This is a genomic window from Rhizobium sp. 007 (assembly GCF_015353075.1).
Classification (GTDB): Bacteria; Pseudomonadota; Alphaproteobacteria; order Rhizobiales; family Rhizobiaceae; genus Rhizobium.
In genome coordinates, this window is record NZ_CP064188.1 from 1796488 (window position 1) to 1815300 (window position 18813).

Here is an 18813-nt window from a genome sequence, read left to right on the forward strand (position 1 = left end):
GGAACTGACATGCTGAAAAACCTCACCCGCAGAACATTGATAAAGGCTGTTGCCGCTTCCGGCCTCGCAAGCGTGCTTGGCGGCCGGTCCTCCATGGCAGCCGACGAGCCGCTCGGTATTTCTCTCGTGATCCCCTCGCCGGTCGGTGACGTCGGCTGGGGACACGCCCTTGCCGCCGGCCTCGAACCCGTCAAGGCTGCGTACGGCGACAAGGTAAAGGTCACGGTCATCGAGAACATTCCGGAAGGTCCGGATGCCGACCGCATCATGAACAAGACGGTCGCCGACGGAAACAAATTCCTGATCGCCGGCTCCTTCGGCTATCAGAACGGCGCCTTGCAGATCGCCCGCCGGAATCCGGCGGTCACCGTGCTGCATGCCTCCGGCTTCCAGGTAGCACCGAATTTCTCGCCCTTCGCAGCCAAGTATTTTCAGGGAACCTACCTGCTCGGCATGGCTGCCGCTGCGCTCTCCAAGACCGGTAAGTTAGGCTCAGTATCCGCCTTTGCCATCCCGGAACTGATCACGTCCATCAATGCCTTCACGCTCGGTGCCCAGTCGGTGAAACCGGATATCGAGGTGTCGGTCGTGTGGGTGAACTCGTGGTTCGATCCGGCCAAGGAGCAGGAAGCAGCGAAGGCGCTGATGGCGCAGAAGTGCGATGTGATCTTTTCCAATGCGCAGGACACGCCGTCGGTCATCTCTGCCTGCGAGGAAGCCGGCGTTTACGCGTTCAACCTCAACTCGTCGATGAAGAAGTACGGGCCTAAGACCTATCTCGGCTGTGTCGCAACCGACTGGTCGCCGTTCTTCAAGGCCTCGGTGGACGCTCATATCGCCGGCTCGTTCAAGGGCGGCAATGCCTTCCTCGGCGTCGCTGAAAAGGTCGTCGAGGTTGTCGACTGGAATCCGGATATCCCGGCCGACGCCATGGCCAAGATCAAGGAGATCGAGGCGAAGATCGCCAGCGGCAGCTTCACTCCCTTCACAGGGCCGATCACCAAGGCCGATGGCAGCGAAGCGGCGCCCTCCGGTGCAACGCTCACAGATGGCGAGGTCGTCGCCATGAATTGGCACGTCAAGGGCGTCGCTACGCCTCTGCCGAAGTGAGCCATGACCGTTCCGCTCCTGTCGCTGCGCGGCATTTCCAAGAGCTACGGCCAGAACCGGGCCAATCAAGCCATCGACCTGGACGTGGCCCCGCAGTCGATCCATGCAATCCTCGGAGAAAACGGGGCGGGTAAATCGACGCTGATGAAGCTGATCTATGGCGTCGAGCAACCGGACAGCGGAACCGTCATCTGGGAAGGAAAACCTTTGAGCCTCGCATCCCCTGCAGAGGCGAGGCGCAAGGGTATCGGCATGGTCTTTCAGCACTTCTCGCTGTTCGAGACCCTGACGGTGGTGGAGAACACGCAACTGGTCGTTCCGGGCCGGAAAGCCGATCTCGCTGAGCGCATCCGGAAGATCGGGCGCGACTTCGGGCTCGAAGTCGATCCCCTCGCCCATGTGCACACGCTTTCCGTCGGCGAGCGGCAGCGGGTGGAGATCATCCGCTGTCTGCTGACAAACCCGAAGCTGCTGATCCTCGACGAGCCGACCTCCGTCCTGCCGCCGCAATCGGTGGAGAGGCTCTTCGAGACATTGCGTCGCCTGCGCGACGGTGGCGTCTCCATTCTCTTCATCTCGCATAAACTGGAGGAAATCCGCGCGATCTGCGACAGGGCGACCATTCTGCGCGGCGGGCGCGTTACCGGGCATGTCGATCCGCGAAAACACGATGCTCATGACCTGGCCCGCATGATGATCGGCCGCGACATGCCGGAGCCAATGCCGGCGTTGCCCATTTCTGGCGGGGAAAAGCGGCTTGAAATCATAGGCCTCGACTATCGGCCGGATGACCCCTTTGCCGTGCCGCTCTCCACTTTGAGCCTCACGGTTCGTTCGGGCGAAATCCTCGGCATAGCCGGAATTTCCGGCAACGGGCAAAGCGAGCTTGCCTCGCTCATTTCCGGCGAAGTGGTCCTGCCAGGAGAACAGCGCGAGCGGATCTACATGATGGGAAAGGACGTGGGCACGCTCGATGCGGCTGCACGCCGGCAGCTTGGATTTGCCTTCGTTCCCGAAGACCGGCTTGGGCGTGGCGCCGTACCCGAAATGTCCCTCACCCAAAATAGCCTGCTGACCGCTCATCCGCTCAACCTTCTCAGATACGGTCTCTTTGACGAAGCGAAGGCGATGGCATTCACCGATGAGTGCATCCGCCAGTATGATGTCCGCACGCCCGGCCCAGAGGTGGAAGCCGGCTCGCTCTCTGGCGGTAATCTGCAGAAGTTCATCGTCGGCCGAGAGATCATGCTGTCTCCGAAACTACTGTTCATCGCACAGCCGACATGGGGCGTCGACATCGGCGCTGCATCGGCCATCCGCAGGCGGCTTGTCGGGCTGCGTAACGAAGGCATGGCGATCCTCATCATTTCAGAGGAGCTCGAAGAGCTTTTCGAACTCTGCGATATCATTCAGGTGTTGCACCACGGCACGCTGAGCCCGGCTCTCGTCACACGGGACACGCGGCCGGAGGACATCGGCCGATATATGATCGGTGCACATTCTTCGCAGGAGAAGGCTCTGGCATGAGGGCTTTATTGGCAGCTATCCTTCCCACCCTTGTCCGTCGGGAGCGCGCCTCGCTGACCGCCACCTTGCTTGCACCTCCCGTTGCTCTGGGGGTGGCTACCACTCTCAATCTCGGACTTTACGTGTTGATGGGCCGCGATCCGGTCGCTGTCTTCTACGCGATGCTTCTCGAACCCTTCCTCTCTTGGGCGTCGTTCTCCGAAGTCATGCTGAAGACAGGCCCCCTTCTCCTCATCGCGCAGGGCCTGGCGATCGGCTTTCGCGCCAAGGTCTTTAACATCGGTGCCGAGGGCCAGTTCATTCTGGGTGCGATCTTCGCCTCGGCCATCCCCGTATGGTTCCCGCAGGCGACGGGTCAATGGATCTGGCCACTGATGCTGTTCCTTGGCGCACTCGGTGGTGCTTCATGGGCATCGCTTACCGCCTTCTGGCGCGTCAGGCTCAACGCGAACGAGATCCTCGTTTCCCTGATGCTGAGCCTCGTTGCTGCGCAGTTGCTCAACTACCTGCTGCTTGGTCCCTGGAAGGATCCCAACGGGTTTAACTTTCCTCAATCTGTGATGTTCCAGTATGATGCGATGGTGCCGATCTTGATCTCCGGCACCCGCATCAACGTTTCCCTGCTCCTGACGATCGTCTTGTCGATGGTGGCATGGATCTTCATGCAGAAGAGCTTCACCGGCTATAAGCTCCAGGTCGGCGGCCTCGCGCCGCGTGCCGCCGGCTACGCCGGTTTTAACGAAGGGTGGGCGATCTGGCTTTCCCTTCTCATCGGCGGATGCGCCGCAGGGCTTGCTGGCGCAGCCGAGGTTGCCGGTCCCCTCGGCCAGTTGCAGCGCTCGATTTCGACGGGTTATGGCTATGCGGCTATTATCGTCGCCTATCTCGGCGGTCTGCATCCAATCGGGATCGTGGTCTCTGCGCTGTTCATGGCGGCGCTCTACATCGGGGGCGACAATGCCATGGTGTCGGCAAACTTGCCGATTGCCGCGGTCCGCGTATTTCAAGGTAGTCTCCTCGTCGCCTATCTCATCGCCGTCGCCTTCGTGCGGTACCGTCTCGAATGGCGCCTTTCCAACTACCGGAGCCAGCCATGAACGCCATCGAATTCATCCTTGCCGGGATGCTCGCGGCTGCGACACCGTTCCTCCTTGCAGCTCTCGGCGAGCTGGTGGTCGAGCGAGCCGGGGTTCTCAACCTCGGCGCCGAGGGTTTGATGGCGTTCGGTGCGGTGCTCGCCTTCATCATCGTCTATCATGGTGGGGGCCATCTTTTGGGTTTCGTCGCCGCCGGTCTCGGCAGCGCCGCGCTTTCAATCGTATTTGCCGTCATCGCGGTCGGACTTCGGGCAAACCAAGTAGCGACAGGTCTAGCGATCGGCATTCTCGGTCAAGGCCTCTCGGCGCTCTTCGGCAAGACCTATGAAAGCCTCACGGTCAAGGGGCTTCCAAAGTTTGCCTTTCCATGGCTTTCCGATATCCCAGTCATTGGCAACCTTTTCATCCAAGACGCCGTCGTCTGGCTTTCCCTTGCCGCAACATTCGCCATTTGGGCGATGTTTGCCTATACGAAGGCCGGTCTTGTCGTCCGGGCGATCGGCGAGAACCCCAAAGCCGCCCATGCTGTCGGGTATTCAGTCATCGCCGTCCGCTTCGCCGCCATCGCATTCGGCGGAACGATGGCAGGGTTTGCCGGCGCCTACGCGTCGGTCGTCTACACACCGCTTTGGGCCGATGGGATGATCGCCGGTCGTGGCTGGATCGCAATCGCGCTCGTCGTCTTCGGGACGTGGCTCACCGGTCGGATCTTTTTGGGGGCGTGCCTCTTCGGAGCCGTGTCACTGACGGGTCTCGCAGCCCAGGCGGCCGGACTGGACGTCCCATCACAACTGCTTGCGAGCCTGCCCTATCTCGTCACGATTATCGTGCTGGGCATCATTTCGGCAGACCGCCGCCTGCTAAAGCTGAATGGCGTCGCCTCGCTCGGCGAGCCTTTCGAACGCTAGCATAACGCCAAGCGGCTTTTGAAAATTCAGGTGTGAAGAGAGTTCGACCATGAACCTGCGTTGCGGCGGCAACCGCCCATTGGCCGAAGGCGCGCGTTTCGAACCGCATTTTCTCTTCGGATTGTGGTCGAGCACCTGCGTCCGAAAAATTATCCGAGCGCCACCTGGGCAAGCCTTAGACTGTACTCTTGGCACCTCTCGCAAAAAGGCATCGGCATTGGCGCAAATTGATGCTTTTCGCATGCACGCAGGTTCCCTACTCAATAGTGGAAGGCCAAGGAAGGGATGCGGCAATGGCGATGCCATTTTACTGGAACGAGCTCAATACCTCTGACTTCGCGGCGCTTTCTTGCGACACGACCATAGCCATCCTGCCGATCGCGTCGACAGAACAGCATGGGCCGCATCTGCCAATCGCCACCGATGTCGCAATCGCACACGGAATGCTTGCGGAGTTGCGCAAGGAGCGGCCCGAAGACCTTGACATACTGGTCCTGCCGACGCAGGAGATCGGCAAGGCGAACGAACATATCTATGGCCCGGGCACGCTCTCGCTTGGAGCCGAACTTTTGATCCCGGTCTGGACTGCGATTGGCGCAAAGGTCGCGGAAGCTGGTATCCGCAAAATGGTAATCGTCAACTCGCATGGCGGCAATGTCGACATCATGAGCATCGTTGCGCGCGAATTGCGCGTCCGTCACCAGATGGCCGTGCTGTCGACGCAGTGGGGCCGGTTCGGACATCCGGAAGGCATGATCAGCGAACACGAAGCAAAATACGGTATTCACGGCGGCGAGGTGGAGACCTCCCTGATGCTGCGTTTCCGGCCGGACCTGGTGCGCATGGACAAGGCGCAGAATTTTGCCTCGAAAGCCGAATGGATGCGGGAACGGTCGAACTATATTCAGCCTTTACCCCCGCATTCGTTGGCGTGGATTGCGCATGATCTCAATCCCAACGGCGTCGTCGGCGACGCCTCGCGCGGCACGGCGGAAAAGGGCGCAGCCATCTGCCGCCATCAAGTGAAGGGCTTCATCGAGATGCTCTATGATTTGAAGCTCTATCCTCTTTCAAATCTCTACACGAAGTAAGGTCAACTGGCAGCCGGCTTGTCGGGCGCGATGTGCCCCTTGACCTGAAGTTCCTGTACAAGGCCGGCAAGCTCTGCCAGCAGGTATTCCACGAACAGGCTCGTTGCGGCGTCCAGCGGCGCACGCACACGGGCAAACAACTTCATCGGCTGCTGGCGCGCATGTGGCTCGGCGACCGGACGGAAAACCAGTTCGCCCTTTCGGCACTCGGTGATCACGTCGAGCGGATTGAGCATCGATAACCCTGCCCCGCATTTCACCAGCTTCTTCAGCATCTCCGAAGCATTGGTCTCGAGCACCGGCTCGACATGAACATCGAGCCGCGCAAGTGCAAGATTGATCACTTCGCGCAGGCTGGTGCCCTGTTGGGCCAGCACCAGTCGCTCCTGCACCACGTCCGTCAGGTTGATCGGGCCTTGACCGATAAGCCGATGGCCGGGTGGCATGACGACGCCGATCGGGATGTCGAAAGCTCCGAGAGTGCGTATTCCAGGTGTCGCCGGAATATTGAAGCCGAGGCCGATATCCACCTCACCCGACAGCACGGGATTGACCGTCATCGTGCCGGCATCATTTCTGATCTGAAAGAAAACACGCGGATGTTCCAACTGAAAGCGGCTGATGATTTCCGCCAGCGGCCCAGCGGCAAGCCCGACCGTCGTTACCAGACGCACCTTGCCCGCCTGCTGCATCCTGAGACTGCGGATGCGGCCCTCCAAACGATCGTAATTCTTCAGAACCTCGCGAATGTGTTCTATGCACAGTTCGCCGGCCGCAGTCAGCCTGAGGCCGCGCGGCAGGCGCTCGAAGAGCGGAGCGCCCATTTCCGCTTCCAGCGCCAGGATCTGCCGGTTGATGGCAGAGGAAGCAACGTTCAACCGTGCCGCTGCCTTGCGAATAGAGCCCGACCGCGCAATTTCGTTGATGTAGAGAAGCTTCCTGGAATGCAGCATCGCGCGCCCTCGGTGCATCAAATTTAAGCACGCAGCCCAAATAAGGAACGCGCACCGTTTGAGATGCCAAAAAGGCATCGTTGCGCACGAATTTTGATGCTTTTCAAAGAGCAACGCAATCGCTCAAATGAAGAAAATGGGGTGCCGGTAGGGCAATCCCTGGCACCATAGGGGAACGCCGAACATGTCCAATGCACTGAAAAATATTGCACTCACCGCATTCCTTGGTATCGGGGGCGCGATCGCCGCGGCCGTGCCGGGCCACGCGCTCGACAAGGTAAGCTATGGCACCAACTGGCTGGCGCAGGCCGAGCATGGTGGCTTCTATCAGGCGGTCGCCGACGGCACCTACGAGAAGTACGGTCTCGACGTCAGCATCGTTCAGGGCGGCCCGAATGCAGCAAACAGCGCGCTGCTGATATCCGGCAAGATTGACTTCTACATGGGCGGCTCACAGGGCGAAATCACCGCCGTCGAGCAAGGCATTCCTTTGGTGGATGTCGCAGCCATCTTCCAGAAAGACCCGCAGGTGCTGATTGCGCATCCTAATGCCGGCATTGAGACGTTCGAGGATCTGGCCAAGCTGAAGACGCTCTTCCTCGGCAAGGACGGTTACCTGACCTACTTCGAGTGGATGAAATCCAATTACAACGGCTTCAAGGACGAACAGTACAAACCCTACAACTTCAATCCTGGACCGTTCATCGCCGACAAGGAGTCTGCCCAGCAAGGCTACCTGACGTCCGAACCCTACGAAATCCAGAAGCAGACGGGCTGGGAGCCGAAGGTGTTCCTGCTCGCCGACAACGGCTATACCCCATACTCCACGATGATCACAACGACCCAGATGATGATCGACACGAAGCCGGACATCGTCCAGCGCTTCGTCGATGCCTCGATCGAAGGCTGGTACAATTACCTTTACAGTGACAACAGCAAGGCGAATGAACTGATCAAGAATGACAATCCGGAAATGACGGATGGTCAGATCGCCTATTCCATTGCCAAGATGAAGGAATTCGGCATCGTTGAATCCGGCGACGCCATGGACAAGGGCATCGGCTGCATCACCGACGCGCACTACAAGAAGTTCTTCGACGAAATGGTGGCGATCAAGATCTTCAAGGCAGACACGGACTATACCAAGGCCTTTACGACCAAGTTCGTCTGCAAGGGCACCGGCATGTCGCTGAAGAAGTAAGCCACAGGGCTGTGTGAAGAGCTTGCCGCGCCAAGCGTCAAGCTGCATCCTCTTCAAACAAAGAGACCCGCAATGCCCCTAGCCGAAGTCCAGACGGCGCCGCTGACTGAAAAACGCAAACGGCCGCTGGTCGCCATGCAATCCGTTTCGAAGGTTTTCTCCAGCGGAACGGTCGCGCTTTCTGGCATGTCGCTCACGGTCGAGACTGGCGAGTTCATCAGCCTGCTCGGCCCGTCGGGTTGCGGCAAGTCGACTGCGCTTCGCATCATAGCCGGCCTTGGTGATATCACGTCCGGCAACATCGACTGGCCGAGTTCGCGCATCAACGCAAAGGGACTTCCCGAAGGCGATATCGGTTTCGTCTTCCAGGAGCCGACGCTGATGCCGTGGAAGAATGTCTTCAGTAATGTCCATCTGCCACTAAAGCTGCGCGGGGTTTCAAGGGCCGCGGCACGCGATCAGATCATGAGTGCGCTCGCGACCGTCGGCTTGCAGGATTTCGCCGGCGCCTATCCGCGCGAGCTCTCCGGCGGCATGAAGATGCGCGTCTCGATCGCCCGTGCGCTCGTAACCAAGCCGAAACTTCTTTTGATGGACGAGCCCTTCGCGGCACTCGACGAAATCACGCGTCAGAAGCTGAACGACGATGTACTGCGGCTCTGGAAGGAGACGGGCATCACCGTGATCTTCGTCACCCATTCCGTCTTCGAATCCGCCTATCTGTCTAGCCGCATCGTTGTCATGAAGGCGCGCCCCGGCCGGGTTCATGCAGATCTTTCGCTTGTGACGAGCCGGGAGCGCGACGCGCATTATCGCACCTCGGAAGAATACCGGCGCGCCTGCGAAACGGTCTCCCATTCGCTGATCGGGGCAATTAACGCTGCAAAGGAAGATCGTTGAAGATGGACACAGCCGACGCCTTCGCGCCGTCGATCCCCAATCGGCCCAACCCCAGGCGGCGTGATCTGGCGCTTCGTATTGCCGTACCCTTCGCCGTCATAGCCGTCGTTGTCTTGATTTGGGGGCTCTATGTCAAGCTCTCCGGTGTTCCGCCCTATATCCTCCCCGGACCGATCGCCGTGGCCAATGCCTTTGCCACGGATTGGGGCACGCTCGCCCCCGCCCTTTGGGTCACAACCAAGATCACCTTCATGTCGCTGATGCTGGCACTGGTCGGCGGCGTCGGTTTTGCGATCTTCCTCGTTCAATCCCGGTGGATCGAGATCGCCTTCTACCCGCTTGCAGTGATCCTGCAGGTAACACCGATTGTGGCTATATCGCCTCTCATCCTCATTTATGCACCATCGACGCAGGTGGCCCTCCTCATCTGCGCTTTCCTCGTCGCCTTCTTTCCGATCCTTTCCAACATGGTCCAGGGCCTGAAAAGCGTCGATCACAATCTGATCAATCTCTTCGAGCTTTACGGTGCCTCGCGTTGGCAGACGCTGCTCTATCTCAAGCTGCCTGCAGCCCAGCCCTATTTCATGACAGGGCTCAGGATCGGTGGCGGGCTTGCGCTGATTGCCGCTGTTGTGGCGGAATTCGCCGCCGGCTCAGCCGGCGCCGGTTCCGGCCTCGCCTTTCGCCTGCTCGAGGCCCAGTATCGGCTAAACATACCCCGACTCTTCGCGGCCTTGCTGATGCTGTCGCTGCTCGGCGTCGCAATCTTTGCCGTCACGTCCTTCATCTCGTGGCTCAGCCTGCATCGCTGGCATGAAAGCAGCCTGAGACGGGAAAACTGATGACCTATTCCTTCATCTCACCTCCCAATGCCGGCCGATTCGTGCTGAGCAATGCAACGCTTCCGGCGGCAGCTGTCAGCGGCTACGCCGCACCGGCCGAAGAGGGTCTCGTCAGGGCTGATATCGTCGTCGCAGACGGTCTGGTTTCCGCCGTTCTGCCGCCAGGCGAAGCACCCGCGGACTATGCAAGGTCCGATCTTAAGGGCGGCATGGCCTGGCCATGCTTCGTGGACGCTCATACGCATCTCGACAAGGGACATATATGGTCCCGCAACGCCAACCTCGACGGCACCTTCATGGGAGCGTTGGAGGCGGTGCGCGTCGATCGGGAGGCGCATTGGTCCGCCACAGACGTCAGAATGCGGATGGAATTCTCGCTACGCTCCGCCTACGCCCACGGCACCAGCCTCATCCGCACGCATCTCGATTCTATCGCTCCGCAGCACAGGATTTCCTTCGATGTCTTCGACGACGTGCGGGATGCCTGGAAAGATAGGATTACACTGCAAGCTGTCGCGCTCTTTCCCATGGAGCTCATGACCGATGCGGCCTATTTCGCCGATCTCGTGACGGTCGTTCGCAATAAAGGCGGCCTGCTTGGCGGGGTCACGAAGATGGGACCAGACCTCGTCTGGCAGTTGGATACGCTTTTTCGTGCGGCCGCAGACAGTGGGCTCGACGTCGACCTCCATGTAGACGAGACGGACGATCCGGGCGCTGAAACGCTAAAAGCAATCGCCGACTCGGTGATCCGCAACGGCTTTCAGGGCAAGGTCACGGCAGGCCACTGCTGCTCGCTCGCCCGACAGGACGACGGTCTTGCTCAGAGAACTGTCGAATTGGTCGCCAGGGCCGGCCTGTCGATCATCTCGCTTCCGATGTGCAACATGTATCTCCAGGACCGCTATCCGGACCGCACGCCGCGATGGCGTGGGGTAACGCTCTTCAAGGAGCTTGCCAAAGCCGGAGTCAAGACCGCCGTCGCCTCCGACAATACCCGCGACCCGTTCTATGCCTATGGCGATCTTGATCCGGTCGAGGTTTTCCGCGAGGCGGTACGCATCCTGCATCTCGATCATCCTCTGGATACGGCTGCTCGCATCATCACCACGTCGCCAGCGTCGATCGTCGGCCGCCCGGATATCGGCCGGATCGCCCCCGGAAGCCCGGCCGATCTCGTCCTCTTCAGCGCCCGGCGCTGGAGCGAATTTCTCTCCCGTCCGCAGTCTGACCGCGTCGTGCTTCGGCGCGGCAAGGTGATCGACCGCAGCCTGCCGGATTACCGTGAACTCGATAGTGTCGTTGGAGCCTGACATGCCGGATTACGAAAAGATCAAAAAGGAACTTGCAGGCATAGCCATCGAGGACAATCCAGCGCTCGTGCGTCAAAAGAGCCGCGATTTCTATTGGTACTCGCCGATCCTGAAGGCCCAGCTCGACAACGTGACCGCTGATCTCGTCGTCACGCCGAAAAATGAAGCCGAGGTGATCCAGGCGCTGAAGGTCGCCTTCGCACACGGCGTACCCGTGACGCCGCGCGGCGCCGGCACCGGCAATTACGGCCAGGCCATGCCGCTTTCCGGCGGCATCGTGCTCAATCTTGCGGCCATGGACAAGATCAAGGAAATCCATCCAGGGCGCGTCATCTGCGAGCCGGGCATCGTCATGGCGCAACTGGACAAAGAGACGAAGGCCCATTCCGGCCAGGAACTGCGCTTCCACCCGTCGACGGCCCAGACCGCAACGATCGGTGGCTTCATTGCTGGCGGCTCCGGCGGCGTCGGCTCGATCACCTGGGGTGGACTGCGCGACCTCGGCAATATCCTGCGGCTGCGCGTCGTTACCATGGAAGCAGAACCGCGGGTGCTCGACCTGACGGGCTGGGACCTGCAGAAGGTGAGCCACGCCTACGGCACGAACGGCATCATCACCGAGATCGAAATGCCGCTCGCGCCGGCCTACGATTGGGTGGACGTGCTGGTCGGCTACGACGATTTCATGACGGCCGTCCGCTTCTCCGATAAGCTCGCGCGGTGCAACGGCATCCTCGTCAAGGAAATCGCGCCGATTGCCGCCCCGATCCCGCATGACTACTTCACCCGCCACAGGCCCTACATCCGCAAGGATCAGTCAGTCGTCGTCTTGATGATTGCGCCGCATTCCATGGATGCGTTCCTTGCCTTTGCGGCATCGCAGAACGGCGAGATCATTTTCCGCTCCGACAAGGTGGAGAGCATGCGGGGTATTCCGCATGCCTACGAGCTTGCCTGGAACCACACGACGCTCCGTGCGCTGAAGATCGATCCGAAATTCACCTATCTTCAGGTCCAGTATCCGGGACCGGACCATGTCGAGAAGGTTCAGAAGATGGTCGAAATCTTCGGCGATGAAGTGCCTGGGCATCTCGAATTCATCAGGTTCGACGGTCAGATCCAGTGCTCCGGCCTGCCGCTGGTGCGCTACACGACGGAAGAGCGGCTCGAAAAAATCATTCAGATCCATCAGGACCATGGCTGCCCGATCTTCAATCCGCACCGCTATACGCTGGAGGAGGGCGGCATGAAGCGGACCGACAAGGTTCAGCTTGCTTTCAAGCATGAAACGGACCCAAAGGGCTTACTCAATCCCGGCAAGATGATTGCCTGGGAGAACCCGAATTTCGACTTCTCGGCAGGCAAGAACTATCTGTTCCCGGGTCTTGCCAGCATCATGGAGCCCTCATGAGGGTTCTCGTCCTTCATTCCCATCCGGTGGAAGCAAGTTACGGTGCAGCCCTTTACCGACAGACGCTCGAAAGTCTCGCCACGGCCGGACACACGGTCGATGGCTGCGATCTTTATGCGGAAAGCTTCGATCCGGTGCTCTCCCGTGACGATCGCCTCGTCTATCACGAATATCCGGGGAATATCGCGCTGGTGAAACCCTATGTCGATCGCCTCAAGCAGGCGGAAGGGCTCGTCATCGTCACACCCGTGTGGAATTTCGGTTTCCCGGCGATCCTCAAAGGATATTTCGACCGCGTCTGGCTACCGGGTGTATCTTTCGAGCTGGTTGACGGACAGGTGCAATCGCGGCTCCGGCACATCCAAAAACTAGCAGCCGTCCTGACTTACGGCGCCACGCCTTTTCGCGCCTTCGTCGCCGGCAATCCGCCGAAGAAGATCGTCAAGCGGGTGCTGCGCGCCCAGATAAACCCACTGAGGCCGGTCACTTTCCTCGCCCATTACGACATGAACAACTGCACGACGGAAACGCGCGCTGCATTCCTTGGTAAGGTGAAGACGGCAATGGAGCGTTTCTAGAAAACCTTAGCAGCGGTCACTTCGACCTCGACCAGAAATTCCGGCCGGGTAAAGCCATTGACGATGATCAGCGTCGACGTGGGCTTCAGGTCCGCGGTAAAGCGGTCGCGCACGGCCATATAGGCCGGAAAATCCTCGCGCCGCGTCAGGAAGCCTGAAATGCGGATGACATCGGCAAAGCTCATATCCGCCTCTTCGAGTATAGCCCTGATCGCCTCGAAGCACAGTGCGGCCTGCGCCGTCACGTCCCCGGGCACTGTGTCGTCGAGGCTGATCCCGAGTTGGCCGGATGTCACCAGCAACGAAGCTCCGGGCGGCACCAGCATGCCGTGATTATAGTTTCCGAAGGGTCGGCGAACCGACGGCGGATTGAAAACCTTCGTCATGGAAGAGCCTCGTTGGAACCCTATCAGTTATAGCCAAAACCGTCGTGGTTCCAAGACCGTGGTCTCATCTCCCGGAGGGAATCCCAAAAGCCACCGTCCAGATCACGTATCCAGTTAGACCTCAACAGAATGGATTAGCTTACTCGGCATCCGAAAACCGGCCGCAGTCATGTCGATTGCCGTCTTTTTCCTTAGCCCGTGAGCCAGATCTCGACGCGCTGCGGTTTCAACTCTTTGGAAGAGCAAGGCTCTCTCGTAAGTCCGCGTAAAAACTATGGAACTTGATCCGCACCCCCTGAATATCGGCGGTCGGGAACGACCAGAAAGCGCAAGTTCGCGGTCTTGGCGGCAGCAAAAAGAGACATTCATCAACCGCTGGAGTATGATCGGATCGGCCTGGAAATATGGCACCCCGAGCGTGGCAGTACACGGAGACGAGATGGTCACATGGACGATCCGACGGTGCACAGACGTTTGACGGCAATCCTCGCCGCAGACGTTGTAACTTATAGCCGACTCATGGGCCGGGACGAGGAAGGCACTCACGCGGCATGGAAATCGCATCGCAAGGAACTGATCGACGCCAAGATCGCCGAATGTGAGGGTCGCATCGTGAAGCTCACCGGCGACGGATTTCTGGCGGAATTTCCGAGCGTCGTGAATGCGGTCACCTGCGCGGCCACAGTCCAGCGGGGCATGCTAGAGCGTAATGCGGGTGTGCCGCAGCGCAGCCGAATAGAGCTTCGCATGGGCATCAACCTTGGGGACGTGATCGTTGAGGGCGACGACATCTTCGGGGACGGCGTCAACGTGGCGGTGAGGCTTGAAAGCATAGCGGCGCCGGGCGGAATCGCGGTCTCTGCAGCCGTCCGAGATAATGTCGGCAACCGGCTCGATCTTCGGTTCGAGGACATGGGCGAGCAGACGCTCAAGAACATCGACAGGCCCGTGCGCGCTTATGGTATCTCCCTGGACTTTCCTCCGGCTCCGAGCGGCTCGGATGCAAGCCAAGAAGAGCCTTGGGAGATCGAAAAGCCGTCCATCGCGGTCCTGCCATTCAACAACATCAGCGGCGACCCCGAGCAAGAATATTTTAGTGATGGGATCACTGAGGACATAATTACTGACCTGTCGAAAATCTCCGGTCTGTTCGTCGTCGCGCGCAATACGGTGTATACCTACAAGGGCAAGCCGGCGAAGGTACAGCAGGTGAGCCAGGATCTCAGGGTGAACTATATTCTTGAAGGAAGCGTCCGCAAGGCCGGCTCGCGTGTGCGCGTCACCGCGCAGCTCGTCGAGGGAAAGGGCGGAGGTCATCTCTGGGCCGATCGCTACGACCGTGATCTCACCGACATCTTCGCCCTTCAAGACGAGATCACCCATACCATCGTGGACCACTTGAAGGTCAAGCTGTTACCCGAGGAGAAGAAGGTCATCGGTCAGGCCCCGACCGGGAGTTTCGAGGCTTATGCGTACTACCTTAGAGGACGGCATTTCCTGCACTGGCACTCCAAATCTCATTACGTCCTGGCGAAGCGCATGTTCGCCATGGCCGTCGAACTCGACCCACTCTATGCCCGGGCCTACGCCGGAATTGCGGACTGCGATTCCTTTCTCTTCCTTCACTATAACGCTGATGTCTCAATCGACGGCATTCTGGCGGCCAGCGCAAAGGCGCTGGATCTTGAGAGCGGTCTCGCAGAAGCGCATGCTTCACGCGGCCTCGCTCTTTCGCTTCGCGAGCGACATCCGGAAGCGATGGCAGAGTTCGATCAGGCAATTGCCCTCGATCCCAATCTGTTTGAAGCCTATTACTTCTATGCCCGCGCCTGCTTCACCCAGGGAAAACTGGACGAAGCGGCCAGGCTTTTCCAGCGCGCCGCAGAGATCAAGCCTGACGATTACCAGGCCTTGCTTGTGCTCATTAACGTTCTCCGATCGCTCGGGCGCGAGCAGGAAATGAAGATAGCGGCGCGTGAAGGTGTTGCACGCGCCGAGCGCGAGCTCGTTTTGCGTCCGGAAAACGCGAGGGCCGCCTACCTGGGGGCTTTGGGTCTCGCGGCCCTTGGTGAGCTTGATCGTGCTAAGGAATGGGCAGGACGCGCTTTGACCATCGATCCCGACGACCGCCTGGCGAAATACAACGTGGCTTGCTTTTACTCGCTCGAGGGTGAACATGAACGAGCCATCGGCCTGCTAGTGGAGCTTCTCCCGCGCGCCACCCACGAAACAAAAAGGTGGGTGAAATACGACTCGGATCTCGACCCGATCCGTCGTCATCCGCACTTCCTGAAGGTGCTTGAACTCCTCGACTAAGAGACACTGATCTGGAAACAGATTTTCAGGTTGCCTCGTCCTTCGCCCGCCAGTCATCGCTCGAAGCCAACTCGGAGAGGGCGGCAAATGGTGTCAGAATGCCGCTTCGGCGCGACGACGGCCTGTGCTTGCCAATTTCAAGGGATGCGTCCCCCATCTGCACGCATCAAATTAGTTTTCGGACTTCCGGCATTCCACGAGGACAAAATGACTCAGGCGGTCAGGCACCCGTCTGAAAACGAAAAGGCGCTCGATAGGTGTGATGGCGACGCGGGCATTTCAAGTAACGAGACATCGTTTGCACACATCTTCGGCGGGTAGGAGCGGTTCACATAACCGGCGAAAAGGTGATATGCCTTTAACAGATCAGACGGTTACGGCTGCTGTCAGAATAGAAAGATTCGCTCATGGCAAACCCGCCTCGCAGACCCCTCAATCCAATGGACGCGGCCGAAGCGCTGTTCAAACCAGCGAGAAAGGCCGCAGCACCTGCGATCGACCGGCCAGCGCTCCCAAAAACAAAAGAGCTTGTCTCGCTCAAGATTGACAGCGATGTGCTCGCCTATTTCCAGGAAGACGGCCCCGGCTGGCAGGATCGGATCAACGAGACATTGCGGGCCGTAATGACAGACAAGACCTGAGCGGCTCGATCGGAGCGCAGCCAACTATCCGTTGGCGGGGTCAGTCGCCGCTCGATGGCGCCACTGCAAAATGATGCAGTATCTCGCGCTCGGACTACCGGATCACCAATCCGAGCTCGATTTGCCTCTGGCCGACGACATCAAGTTCGGCGATACGGGGCTGGTAATGCGCGCCGCCGGTGAGAGCATCGTCAGCCTGTCTCCCATGAAGGAACGGCTTCCGGCCGCCCGCAGGCAAGAGACGCGGACCAGCCTTCAATTTCCGGTTCGGAGGCCGCTACTTCGGCGACAGCAAGAGGTGCCTCGTCCCTGCCTCGGCATTCTGAAGTTACGGCACGAAATATCGTAAGGCCGAGCATCGGTTCACCTTTGTCGGCGCACCGTTCATGGCTTTCGGCAGCCTTTGGCGGGAGGGCGAAAGCAGCCACCCCGCGTCGTGCACGACAGATCGTCGTCCTGAAGCCGCACGCTGGTGGCACCGGCTAGAGCTCACAAACCCGAAGCAGGACTTCTGCGGCCGCTACCGAAGGCAGCCTCCAAGAGCCCAGTTCTCAATTTTTGGAGGGAACCCTTTGTTGACTGTCCCCAAGTAGCGTAAAATCGACCTCTCGGCCAACGAGGATGGTCAATGAGGGGACGATTTTCCAGAGAATCCAAAGCTTGCTGCCTTGCGGCAGCAATCTCGTTTTGGTCTTATGCTCCAGTTTCAGCAGACTGCCGATCAGCCCTCGACAACCCAGAGTGGCCAAGGATCGCCAAGTCAATTGCTTCCTTGCAGTTGTGCGAACAGATTCCCGTCGGCCCAAATCAAACCGCCCGGCTTCAGGTGGAGTCGGTCGATTTCTGCTCCGTTTCGAGCAGTGTCTCCTCAGTCACAGCAAGGGCATTGCTGACGTGCGAGGCTGATTCAGAGGCGCTTTTTCAGACGCCGCCACTCGACAGTCAGGTTGTGGCCACGATAACGCTTGATACAGTTGAATGCCGGATAAGAGATACGAACCTTGAAATCAGCGGCGAAATTGGCGCGCTCTTGTCCGGACTGACAGAAACCCAACAGATGGCCCGCGATTGGGCCCAATCGCAGCTCTCACTCCTATGCGCCATGTACCGATGAGGGTACGTCGACTGCCAGTCCGAATTTAGCTGGTCAAGTTAAGTGGTTTCGCGAGCAAGATGAAACAGTCGATACATGTTGGCACAGATTTGTCGATAGCGATTGGCACGTTCTGCCCGTGCAATCGCTGCTACGCACGACAATCCGGCGTTAGGTCTTTTCCTCCAGACAGGACAAGAACGCTCGCTCGGCAGTGGTTCAGGTCAACCGTCTGCCATATACGGGCGTACCGTCCCTAGTGGCTCGGACCCTTCTCGCCACACCCAGCAGCGCCAACCACCAGAGGGCCAACACGTCACTCCTCCTTGGAAATTCGATATGTGAACCGATTCCTGATATGGGCGTTGAAGAACCGTCCCTTCGAGAAGGCCCGCCGGAACGCCGCATATGTTTCGGGAGAAACATCCTCGTAGTCGTAGCGGTTCTCGCTGGTGACCAGCCAGACCGAGAGTGTGCGGCTCGCCGCATCATAATTGGTGTCGCGGATCAAATGCGAAGGCATTGCCCACTCCATCCCTCAGGCATCTCGTCTCGCTCAATCGCTTGCTGACCCAAGCTGCTACCTCCAGGGCTGCCCGCCCATAGGGTCGCAGGAGTCCCGCTTCTGACCGGATGAGATCGAACCACGTGCCCCAGGGCTCGGGGGCAACGACCGGACGGTTATGGAAAGGCTCGATGTGGGGCCCAGGCGCGATCGCCAGTCGTCTGGTTGCCGCTTCCCGAAAAAAGTGTCCCGCCTAACGCAAGTCGCACGACATCATAAGCAGAGCCCAAAGACATTCGTGCTCTCAATCCCGCGCTTTCTTAGGGTGCGGTACGGCGGTAGCGGTTCCGTTCCTGTTCGATCTGCTCGGGGCTATAGGGATCGAGGCTGTCGTCGAACCGTGTCCAGCCCTCCTCCATATAGGCACGGCGGCGTTCGCTCGGATCCACCCAGTTGGAACGCCGGAGGATGGCTTCGGCTTCAGCGACCCGACCCTCGTCCACCCTTGCGCTCACGAGCGTCCCGCCCCGACGCACGCCCTCTGCATAGAGGTGAGCATCTTCTTCCGAGACTCCCGAACTGGTGAGCGCTCCGATCAGACCGCCCGCAGCTCCGCCAGCTAACGCGCCAGCAGCGGCGCCAGCCGCGGTCGCGACCAACCAACCGGCTGCAACGACAGGCCCGACACCTGGAATGGCCAAAAGGCCCAACCCGGCAAGTAGTCCACCGGTGCCACCCACCGCCGCGCCGATACCGGCGCCAGTCGCCGCACCTTCTGCTGCGCCAGAGGCGTTATCCTGATCGCGCCCATTGTTCGAGACGATGCTGATATCATCGGAGGGAACTCCGGCCGACTCCAGTTCATTCACGGCCGAGCGGGCGTCGGAATAGTCGTCGAATAGTCCGTTTACAGTTCTCATTGTTCTTCTCCTTGATGGTGC

Annotated in this window: 16 protein-coding genes and 1 pseudogene; 13 read left to right on the top strand and 4 right to left on the bottom strand. The window is 59.4% G+C overall.

All coding sequences use genetic code 11. The features are described 5' to 3' along the window. Window positions 1–12: 12 nt before the first annotated feature. The 5 genes from ISN39_RS29540 (at window position 13) to ISN39_RS29560 (ending at window position 5733) form a co-directional block, all read left to right on the top strand. Window positions 13–1110: a BMP family ABC transporter substrate-binding protein gene (locus tag ISN39_RS29540; protein ID WP_194731974.1), complete on the top strand. Its 1098-nt coding sequence runs from the start codon at window positions 13–15 to the stop codon at window positions 1108–1110. A gap of 3 nt (window positions 1111–1113) precedes the next feature. Further along, window positions 1114–2637 (top strand): ABC transporter ATP-binding protein, encoded by a 1524-nt coding sequence (locus ISN39_RS29545; protein ID WP_194731506.1) that lies wholly within the window; start codon window positions 1114–1116, stop codon window positions 2635–2637. Further along, entirely contained in the window at window positions 2634–3734 is a 1101-nt protein-coding gene (locus ISN39_RS29550; protein WP_194731507.1) for an ABC transporter permease, read from the top strand. The genes ISN39_RS29545 and ISN39_RS29550 overlap by 4 nt, the downstream gene beginning before the upstream one ends. Continuing rightward, entirely contained in the window at window positions 3731–4642 is a 912-nt protein-coding gene (locus ISN39_RS29555; protein ID WP_074071445.1) for an ABC transporter permease, read from the top strand. Before ISN39_RS29550 ends, ISN39_RS29555 begins: the two co-directional genes overlap by 4 nt. A gap of 293 nt (window positions 4643–4935) precedes the next feature. Continuing rightward, entirely contained in the window at window positions 4936–5733 is a 798-nt protein-coding gene (locus ISN39_RS29560) for a creatininase family protein (RefSeq protein ID WP_074071444.1), read from the top strand. On the opposite strand, the pseudogene ISN39_RS29565 reads toward ISN39_RS29560, so the two are convergent. Continuing rightward, window positions 5675–6686, bottom strand: a pseudogene (locus ISN39_RS29565) (LysR family transcriptional regulator). The gene ISN39_RS29560 and the pseudogene ISN39_RS29565 sit on opposite strands and share 59 nt — an antisense overlap. A gap of 184 nt (window positions 6687–6870) precedes the next feature. On the opposite strand from ISN39_RS29565, the gene ISN39_RS29570 reads away from it, so the two are divergent. From ISN39_RS29570 to ISN39_RS29595, 6 genes are all read left to right on the top strand, one after another. Further along, window positions 6871–7887, top strand: a complete 1017-nt coding sequence (locus ISN39_RS29570; RefSeq protein WP_194731509.1) for an ABC transporter substrate-binding protein — start codon at window positions 6871–6873, stop codon at window positions 7885–7887. Window positions 7888–7959: 72 nt separating this feature from the next. After that, window positions 7960–8787, top strand: a complete 828-nt coding sequence (locus tag ISN39_RS29575; protein WP_194731510.1) for an ABC transporter ATP-binding protein — start codon at window positions 7960–7962, stop codon at window positions 8785–8787. Between the two features lie 2 nt (window positions 8788–8789). Beyond that, entirely contained in the window at window positions 8790–9629 is an 840-nt protein-coding gene (locus ISN39_RS29580; RefSeq protein WP_074071440.1) for an ABC transporter permease, read from the top strand. Continuing rightward, window positions 9629–10942, top strand: a complete 1314-nt coding sequence (locus tag ISN39_RS29585; RefSeq protein ID WP_194731511.1) for a cytosine deaminase — start codon at window positions 9629–9631, stop codon at window positions 10940–10942. The genes ISN39_RS29580 and ISN39_RS29585 overlap by 1 nt, the downstream gene beginning before the upstream one ends. A gap of 1 nt (window position 10943) precedes the next feature. Next, window positions 10944–12353 (top strand): FAD-binding oxidoreductase, encoded by a 1410-nt coding sequence (locus ISN39_RS29590; protein WP_194731512.1) that lies wholly within the window; start codon window positions 10944–10946, stop codon window positions 12351–12353. Beyond that, a complete protein-coding gene (locus tag ISN39_RS29595; RefSeq protein WP_194731513.1) occupies window positions 12350–12931 on the top strand; it encodes an NAD(P)H-dependent oxidoreductase in 582 nt (193 codons plus the stop codon). The genes ISN39_RS29590 and ISN39_RS29595 overlap by 4 nt, the downstream gene beginning before the upstream one ends. Here ISN39_RS29595 and ISN39_RS29600 read toward each other — a convergent pair. Beyond that, the gene (locus ISN39_RS29600) at window positions 12928–13317 is read right to left on the bottom strand and encodes a RidA family protein (RefSeq protein WP_194731514.1); all 390 of its coding nucleotides are present in this window, start codon (window positions 13315–13317) and stop codon (window positions 12928–12930) included. The genes ISN39_RS29595 and ISN39_RS29600 overlap by 4 nt on opposite strands. A gap of 447 nt (window positions 13318–13764) precedes the next feature. On the opposite strand from ISN39_RS29600, the gene ISN39_RS29605 reads away from it, so the two are divergent. Both ISN39_RS29605 and ISN39_RS29610 read left to right on the top strand, forming a co-directional pair. Continuing rightward, the gene (locus ISN39_RS29605; RefSeq protein ID WP_194731515.1) at window positions 13765–15633 is read left to right on the top strand and encodes a tetratricopeptide repeat protein; all 1869 of its coding nucleotides are present in this window, start codon (window positions 13765–13767) and stop codon (window positions 15631–15633) included. Window positions 15634–16040: 407 nt separating this feature from the next. Beyond that, a complete protein-coding gene (locus ISN39_RS29610) occupies window positions 16041–16274 on the top strand; it encodes a BrnA antitoxin family protein (protein WP_074071434.1) in 234 nt (77 codons plus the stop codon). A 1409-nt stretch (window positions 16275–17683) separates the two neighbouring features. Here ISN39_RS29610 and ISN39_RS29615 read toward each other — a convergent pair. Together ISN39_RS29615 and ISN39_RS29620 are read right to left on the bottom strand one after the other, a co-directional pair. Next, window positions 17684–17890: a KTSC domain-containing protein gene (locus tag ISN39_RS29615; protein WP_194731516.1), complete on the bottom strand. Its 207-nt coding sequence runs from the start codon at window positions 17888–17890 to the stop codon at window positions 17684–17686. A gap of 302 nt (window positions 17891–18192) precedes the next feature. Further along, the gene (locus ISN39_RS29620; RefSeq protein ID WP_074071432.1) at window positions 18193–18792 is read right to left on the bottom strand and encodes a general stress protein; all 600 of its coding nucleotides are present in this window, start codon (window positions 18790–18792) and stop codon (window positions 18193–18195) included. Window positions 18793–18813: the final 21 nt, after the last annotated feature.